7 protein-coding genes and 1 pseudogene are annotated in these 6,946 nt (G+C 70.7%); 6 read left to right on the top strand and 2 right to left on the bottom strand.

Features of this window, described 5'->3' with window-relative positions; all coding sequences use genetic code 11:
- The 4 genes and pseudogenes from ACIO5D_RS14445 to ACIO5D_RS14430 all read left to right on the top strand — a co-directional run.
- Positions 1-303 (top strand): annotated as a pseudogene (locus ACIO5D_RS14445) (IS4 family transposase); the annotation flags it as partial.
- 205 nt (positions 304-508) lie between these two features.
- Entirely contained in the window at positions 509-985 is a 477-nt protein-coding gene (locus tag ACIO5D_RS14440) for a GNAT family N-acetyltransferase (protein WP_363604708.1), read from the top strand.
- Positions 986-1,299: 314 nt separating this feature from the next.
- Positions 1,300-1,710, top strand: coding sequence for an anti-sigma regulatory factor (locus tag ACIO5D_RS14435; RefSeq protein ID WP_363604707.1), 411 nt, complete (start codon positions 1,300-1,302; stop codon positions 1,708-1,710).
- 163 nt (positions 1,711-1,873) lie between these two features.
- Positions 1,874-2,878 carry an RNA polymerase sigma factor SigF gene (locus ACIO5D_RS14430; protein ID WP_363604706.1) on the top strand — a complete coding sequence of 335 codons (1,005 nt, stop codon included), beginning with the start codon at positions 1,874-1,876 and terminating at the stop codon, positions 2,876-2,878.
- A 41-nt stretch (positions 2,879-2,919) separates the two neighbouring features.
- Here ACIO5D_RS14430 and ACIO5D_RS14425 read toward each other — a convergent pair whose 3' ends face one another.
- On the bottom strand, positions 2,920-3,348 hold the full coding sequence (locus ACIO5D_RS14425) for a hypothetical protein (RefSeq protein ID WP_363604705.1): 429 nt from the start codon (positions 3,346-3,348) through the stop codon (positions 2,920-2,922).
- A gap of 50 nt (positions 3,349-3,398) precedes the next feature.
- On the opposite strand from ACIO5D_RS14425, the gene ACIO5D_RS14420 reads away from it, so the two are divergent.
- Together ACIO5D_RS14420 and ACIO5D_RS14415 are read left to right on the top strand one after the other, a co-directional pair.
- Entirely contained in the window at positions 3,399-4,370 is a 972-nt protein-coding gene (locus ACIO5D_RS14420) for a diacylglycerol kinase family protein (protein WP_363604703.1), read from the top strand.
- A 367-nt stretch (positions 4,371-4,737) separates the two neighbouring features.
- Complete coding sequence (locus tag ACIO5D_RS14415; RefSeq protein ID WP_014138019.1) at positions 4,738-4,989, top strand: WhiB family transcriptional regulator; 252 nt, start codon at positions 4,738-4,740, stop codon at positions 4,987-4,989.
- A gap of 426 nt (positions 4,990-5,415) precedes the next feature.
- Here ACIO5D_RS14415 and ACIO5D_RS14410 read toward each other — a convergent pair whose 3' ends face one another.
- On the bottom strand, positions 5,416-6,936 hold the full coding sequence (locus ACIO5D_RS14410) for a PAS domain-containing sensor histidine kinase (protein ID WP_363604702.1): 1,521 nt from the start codon (positions 6,934-6,936) through the stop codon (positions 5,416-5,418).
- Positions 6,937-6,946 lie beyond the last annotated feature (10 nt).

Below are 6,946 nucleotides of genomic sequence, written 5' to 3'. Positions count from 1 at the left end.
GCCCTCTACGCCCAGCGCTGGGAGATCGAGACCACACTGGACGAGATCAAGACCCACCAGCGCGGGCCCAAACTCGTCCTGCGCTCGAAGTACCCGTGGGGTGTGGAGCAGGAGATCTACGGGCTCCTCCTGGTCCACCACGCCATCCGGCAGCTGATGCACCAGGCCGCCCTGCAAGAAGGCCTGGACCCCGACCGTCTGTCTTTCACCCGCAGCCTGCGGGTCGTACGCCGCCAGGTCCCCGCCCAGGCGGCGCTTTCCCCCCGGCAGACTCATCCGTGCACTGACCCGCACCCTCGCTGAGATCAGCGAACGCCTCCTACCCGAACGGCGTCAACGATCCTGCCCCCGCGTCATCAAACGCAAAATGTCCAACTGGCCCCTCAAACGCGCCCAACACCGCAACTGGCCACCACCCCAACCAGCCACCGTCACGATCACCAAGCGAGACACGAATTAAGTCACCGGCATTGGGCCTAGGCCCGAACGGGCCAAGTAGGCTCGTCACATGATCCGCACCGCCCTAGTCACCGACGTCCCGGTCATCCACGCCATGATCCGCGAACTCGCGGAGTACGAGAAGGCCCCGCACGAGGCGGTGGCCACCGAGGCACAGCTGCGGGACGCGCTGTTCGGCGCCGCCCCGGCGCTGTTCGGCCTGATCGCCGAGGACGACACCACCGGCGAGCCGGTCGGCTTCGCGGTCTGGTTCCTCAACTTCTCGACCTGGCGCGGGACGCACGGCATCTACCTGGAGGACCTGTACGTCCGCCCGGCGGCCCGCGGCGGCGGCCACGGCAAGGCCCTGCTGCTGGAGCTGGCGCGGATCGCCGTCGAACGCGGCTACTCGCGGATGGAGTGGTCGGTGCTCGACTGGAACGAGCCCTCGATCAACTTCTACAAGTCGCTCGGCGCGGTGCCGATGGACGGCTGGAGCGTCTACCGGCTCACCGGAGAGGCGCTCACCGCCGTCGGCGCGCGCTGAACACAGCGTGCCGACGGGGCCGCGCCCACCGGTACGCCGCCGAACAGACGGGCCCCGCCCGGCCGTACGAACGGGTTCCGTCCGGCCACTGACACCCTGTGTCGCGGCGCCCTACCATGAGTGACTCCCGCGCCGGGGCCAAAAGCGGTAACGTCTCGGGCGGATGCGCGGCGTCCGGCCACCCCTCGCGGGGTATGACCGGTACACGTACCGCACCACCCCTCTGGACAGTTGGGGCGAAGCAGTTGAGCCAAGCAACAGACAGTGCCGCGGCCACCGGCCCGGAAGCACAGCGCGTCACCCAGGAGGTGAGGGTGTCCCAGATCGACGGCGAGCCCGGGGTCCAGGACTTCGTGGAGGTCCGGCTGCCCGCGGCCGGGGCCTACCTCTCGGTACTGCGAACAGCGACGGCGGGGCTGGCGGCCCGGCTGGACTTCACGCTGGACGAGATCGAGGACCTACGGATCGCGGTGGACGAGGCCTGCGCCATCCTGCTCCAGCAGGCGGTACCCGGGTCGGTCCTGTCCTGCGAGTTCCGGCTGGTCGGCGACTCGCTCAAGGTCACCGTCTCCGCCCCGACCACGGACGGCCGGGCCCCCGAGCGGGACACCTTCGCCTGGACGGTGCTCTCCGCGCTGGCCGGCGAGGTGGACTCCTCGGTCGGCGAGGACAACACCGTGACGATCAGCCTGCACAAGAAGCGCGGCGGTTCCGCCACCCACTAGGGCCGCCGCAGCAGCAGCACCGAACAAGGGCCGTCCGGCCGGTACCCCCCACCCGGGCCCGGCGGACGGCTCCCGGTACCGCCCACCACGCGGTACGACCAATAAGACGAATCGGGGCCGCCCCACGGTCCCGGTGCTCCCGGAACGGAACGGGGGAATGGCCGTGAGTGATCTGGACCGTACCGGCCTCGCGACGGCGGGCCCTGCCGTACCGACCCAGGCGAGCGTTCCCGGCCTCGCCGCCAACGACGAAGCGCACCCGAAGGACGCCCACCGGATGAGCCAGCCGACCGAGCCGACGTCTGATCCGTCGCCCGTCCCCGTGCCCCCGCCGGCCGCGGCCGACCCGGCGGACCCCGCAGCCGAGGCGCTGCGCGGTGCGGTGCCCGCCCAGACCCCGCACCGCACCGGGGCGCCGGACCGCGAGGCGGCCCGGGCGCTGTTCGTCCGTCTGTCCGCGCTGCCCGACGGCTCCCCGGAGCGCGTCGAGCTGCGCAACCAGCTGGTGCGGATGCACATCCCGCTGGTGGAGCACCTGGCCCGGCGGTTCCGCAACCGGGGCGAGCCGCTGGACGACCTGACCCAGGTCGCCACCATCGGGCTGATCAAGTCGGTGGACCGCTTCGACCACGAGCGCGGGGTCGAGTTCTCCACCTACGCCACGCCGACCATCGTCGGCGAGATCAAGCGGCACTTCCGGGACAAGGGCTGGGCGGTCCGGGTACCGCGCCGGCTCCAGGAGCTGCGGCTGTCGCTGACCACGGCGACCAGCGAGCTCTCCCAGCGGCACGGCCGCTCCCCCACGGTGCACGAGCTGGCCGAGCACCTGGGGATCTCCGAGGAGGACGTGCTGGAGGGCCTGGAGTCCGCCAACGCGTACTCCACGCTGTCGCTGGACGTGCCGGACAGCGACGACGAGTCGCCGGCCGTCGCGGACACCCTGGGCGCCACCGACGAGGCGCTGGAGGGCGTCGAGTACCGGGAGTCGCTCAAGCCGCTGCTGGCGCAGCTGCCGCCCCGGGAGCAGAAGATCCTGGTGCTGCGGTTCTTCCGGAACATGACCCAGTCGCAGATCGCCGCCGAGGTGGGCATCTCACAGATGCACGTCTCCCGGCTGCTGGCCCGGACACTGGCCCAGCTCCGGGAGAAGCTCCTGGTGGAGGAGTAGAACTGACGACCGCCCAGCGGCGCCGGAACGGCCCTCTGCGCTCAGCCCTCGTGCGGAGCGTAGAGGGCCGCCGTCGATTTCGGGCCGAGCAGGGCGCCGATGCCGACCAGCCCGAGCAGGCCGACGGCCACCCCGACGGCCACCATCGCGCCGCCGCTCTGGCACATGTAGTAGCCCACCGGCAGGCAGACCGAGTTGGTCAGCACGGCCGGGCTGCGGCCCCAGCGCCGCCCCTTGAACAGCGCCCGGGCGGCCAGCACCGGCAACACGCCGAGCAGCACGATCACCGCGCCGCCGAACTCGTTCAGCGCCAGCTGCTTGGACTCACCGGACAGCGCGGACACCATGTCCCAGACGCCGACGACGGCCAGGGCGGCGCCCTCCAGCGCGGTGAGGGCGGCGCCCACGGCCAGGGACACCGGCCGGACGGAGCCGGCCGCGGGTACGGGTGCGGGGGATTCTGCGGTCACTCCAGCAGGGTAGCCGCCGGTCGGTCCGTACCGACCCGTAGGCTTTGCTCATGCGCGCTCTCCTGGTCGTGAACCCGAAGGCGACCACCACCAGTGGCCGCACCCGGGACGTGCTGATCCATGCCCTGCGCAGCGACCTCAAGCTGGAGGTGGCCCACACCGAATACCGGGGGCACGCGCGCGACCTGGCCCGCGAGGCGGCCGAGGACGGCACGGTCGACCTGGTGGTGGCGCTGGGCGGTGACGGCACCGTCAACGAGGTGGTCAACGGACTGCTGGCGCACGGCCCGGGCGAGAAGCTCCCCCGGCTGGCCGTGGTGCCCGGTGGCTCGACCAATGTGTTCGCCCGCGCGCTGGGCCTGCCCAACGACCCGGTGGAGGCCACCGGCGCCCTGCTGGACGCCCTGGAGCACCGCCGCGAGCGCCCGATCGGCCTGGGCAAGGCGATGACCGACGGACTGCCGGACCGCTGGTTCACCTTCACGGCCGGCCTCGGCTTCGACGCCGGCGTGGTCGGCCGGGTCGAGGAGCAGCGACGGGCGGGGCGCAGGTCCACCCACGCGCTCTATGTCGGCCAGGCCCTGCGGCACTTCGTCACCCAGCGTGAGCAGCGCAGATCAGGCCCGATCACCCTGCAACTCCCCGGCCGCGCGCCGGTGCCGGAGCTGGTGCTGTCGATAGTCAGCAACACCTCGCCGTGGACGTTCCTGGGGAACCGCCCGGTCTATCCCTCACCCCTCGCCTCCTTCGACACGGACCTCGACGTCTTCGGCATCACCCGGATGACCGCGTTCGGCACTGCTCGAACGGTCCGTCAGATCCTGCGGTCGTACGGGCCTTCGAGCGGCGACGGCACCTCTTCCGGTCCGTCCGGAAAGCATGTCGTCTCCTATCACGACGTCAGGCACTTCACCTTGGTTTCAGAGGAACCGGCTCCGTTCCAGGTCGACGGGGACCACCTTGGAGACAGGAGTCGCGTCAGTTTCACAGGCGTACGGCGGGCACTGCGTGTGATTGTGTGACTAGAAGGGGGCTTTACCCTTCTTCTCGAACGCACAAGCCCCCTTCACTCCATAGAAGTACCGGCTGTGAGCTAGGCGACACCGAAGAATCAAAAATTCCTCCCTGAAGGGGGTTGTATCCGGGCCTGAGGTTTGCGAACCTCTACATGGCGATCGGGACGCATCGCAGCGACGGCAACCTCAGATTCTGACGGGGGCCGACCGCGGGGTGTCCCTCGAATCGCCGAATCCCTCCCAGCACAGACCACCCGGGCCCGATGGGCCTTTGGTCTCTTTTGCTGTTGCGGGATTCGTGAAAGCGTTCACATTCACAAGCCATCGATTATGCCGACCGGGTCGCCCCGCCGGCAGGAGGAGTTGGACGACCATGGACTGGCGCCACCGCGCTGTCTGCCGCGAAGAGGACCCGGAGCTGTTCTTCCCGATCGGGAACACCGGTCCTGCTCTGCTGCAGATCGAGGAAGCCAAGGCCGTGTGCCGCCGCTGTCCGGTCATGGAACAGTGCCTGCAGTGGGCTCTTGAGACCGGCCAGGACGCCGGCGTCTGGGGTGGCATGAGCGAGGACGAGCGTCGCGCGATGAAGCGCCGCGCAGCCCGCAACCGCGCCCGCACCGCCTGATCACACGCCGCATTACCAGCAGTGACCGCAGTATCGATCAACACATGATCAAGGGCTTCCCTGCACCTCCTGGCGAAGCCTTCCGTACGACGGACCGCGTTCGGCGCGGTCTCGCGACACCGGGCCGCCCAGCCACTTGATACTGTTCACTTAGAGCAATATTGTGGAGCTGAGGCGCTCACCGTGTGCAACGCACCGGTGCGGTGCCGCACCACCCAGAGCCCCCGTTCCGGCCGACTCCCCCCGACGGCCGGAACGGGTCGAGAGGCCCTGCCGACCCACCCCCCCGGTCGGCAGGGCCTCGTTTCTCTGTCCGCGTCCGGGTACGGCTCCCCGGACGGCCCATCCCACCCGGGGATCGTGGAGCACGCGCCCCGGCGCCCTCGCCGGACGCGCGCCCCCACCGCGCTTCTCGGCGCACCGGTTTCAGCGCACCGGGATCTCCAGGATCACCTTGGTGCCGCCGTTCGGTCCGGCCACCATGTCGAAGGTGCCGCCCAGCTCACCGGTGGCCAGGGTGCGCACGATCTGCAGCCCGAGATTGCCCGCCTGCTGCGGGTCGAAGCCCTCCGGCATGCCCTTGCCGTCGTCCTGCACGGTGATCAGCAGGTACTCCTCCGGCCTGGTGCCGCCGTTCCAGCTGTCCGACCAGCCCATCCCGGTGGCCGGCGCCCGCCCGCGCAGCGCGCTGACCTCCAGGTTGCCGGAGGCGGACGGGCCGAACGCGTGTTCCAGCGCGTTCTGCAGCAGCTCGGTCAGCACCATCGACAGCGGGGTGGCCACCTCGGCGGAGAGGATGCCGAAGCTGCCGGAGCGCCGGGTCGCCACCCGGCCGTCCTGGGACAGCTCCATCACCATCGCCAGCACCCGGTCGGCGATCTCGTCGAAGGCCACCTGCTCGTCCAGCGCCTGGGAGAGCGTCTCGTGCACGATCGCGATCGAGCCCACCCGGCGGACCGCCTCGTCCAGCGCGGCCCGGCCGGCGTCCGAGTCCATCCGGCGGGACTGCAGCCGCAGCAGCGCGGCCACGGTCTGGAGGTTGTTCTTCACCCGGTGGTGGATCTCCCGGATGGTGGCGTCCTTGGTCATCAGCTCGCGGTCGCGGCGGCGCAGCTCGGTGACGTCCCGGCAGAGCACCAGCGAACCGGTCTGCGTGCCCTTGGGCCGGAGCGGGATGGCCCGCAGGGTCACCACACCGCCCTGCACCTCCACCTCGGCCTGCCGGGGCGCCCAGCCGCTCGCCAGTTTCACCAGCGCCTCGTGCACGGCCGCCCGCGACGGCGGGGCCAGTTCGGCGGTGGCGCGGCCCAGGTGGCTGCCGACCAGGTCGGTGGTGAGGCCGAGGCGGTGGTAGGCGGAGAGCGCGTTGGGACTGGCGTAGGTGACGATGCCGTCGGCGTCCAGCCTGATCAGGCCGTCGCCGACGCGGGGGGCGGCGTCCATGTCGGCCTGCTCGACACCGTGGTACGGGAAGGTTCCGGCGGCGATCATCTGGGCCAGGTCGGAGGCGCTCTGCAGATAGGTGAGCTCGAGCCGGCTGGGGGTGCGGACGGTCAGCAGGTTGGTGTTCCGGGCGATCACGCCGAGCACCTTGCCCTCGCGGCGGACCGGGATGGACTCGACCCGGACCGGCACCTCCTCGCGCCACTCCGGGTCGCCCTCGCGCACGATCCGCCCCTCGTCGAAGGCGGCGTCCAGCAGCGGCCGGCGGCCGCGCGGGACGAGGTGGCCGACCATGTCGTCCTGGTAGGAGGTGGGGCCGGTGTTGGGCCGCATCTGGGCCACCGAGACGTAGCGGATGCCGTCCCAGGTCGGGATCCACAGGACCAGGTCGGCGAAGGAGAGGTCGGAGAGCAGCTGCCACTCCGAGACCAGCATGTGGAGCCACTCCACATCGGCACCGGTCAGGGTGGTGTGGCGGCGGACGAGTTCGTTCAGCGAGGGCACATGGCGAGGG

The sequence above is a fragment of the Kitasatospora sp. NPDC087315 genome (assembly GCF_044744345.1).
Taxonomy (GTDB): domain Bacteria; phylum Actinomycetota; class Actinomycetes; order Streptomycetales; family Streptomycetaceae; genus Kitasatospora.
Note: the sequence above shows the minus strand (reverse complement) of the source record. Positions and strands in the feature narration are given on the sequence as shown.

Coding starts and splice junctions, on each gene's coding strand:
- ACIO5D_RS14440 (WP_363604708.1), top strand. CDS start 509: ATGATCCGCACCGCCCTAGTCACCGACGTCCCGGTCATCCACGCCATG.
- ACIO5D_RS14420 (WP_363604703.1), top strand. CDS start 3,399: ATGCGCGCTCTCCTGGTCGTGAACCCGAAGGCGACCACCACCAGTGGC.
- ACIO5D_RS14415 (WP_014138019.1), top strand. CDS start 4,738: ATGGACTGGCGCCACCGCGCTGTCTGCCGCGAAGAGGACCCGGAGCTG.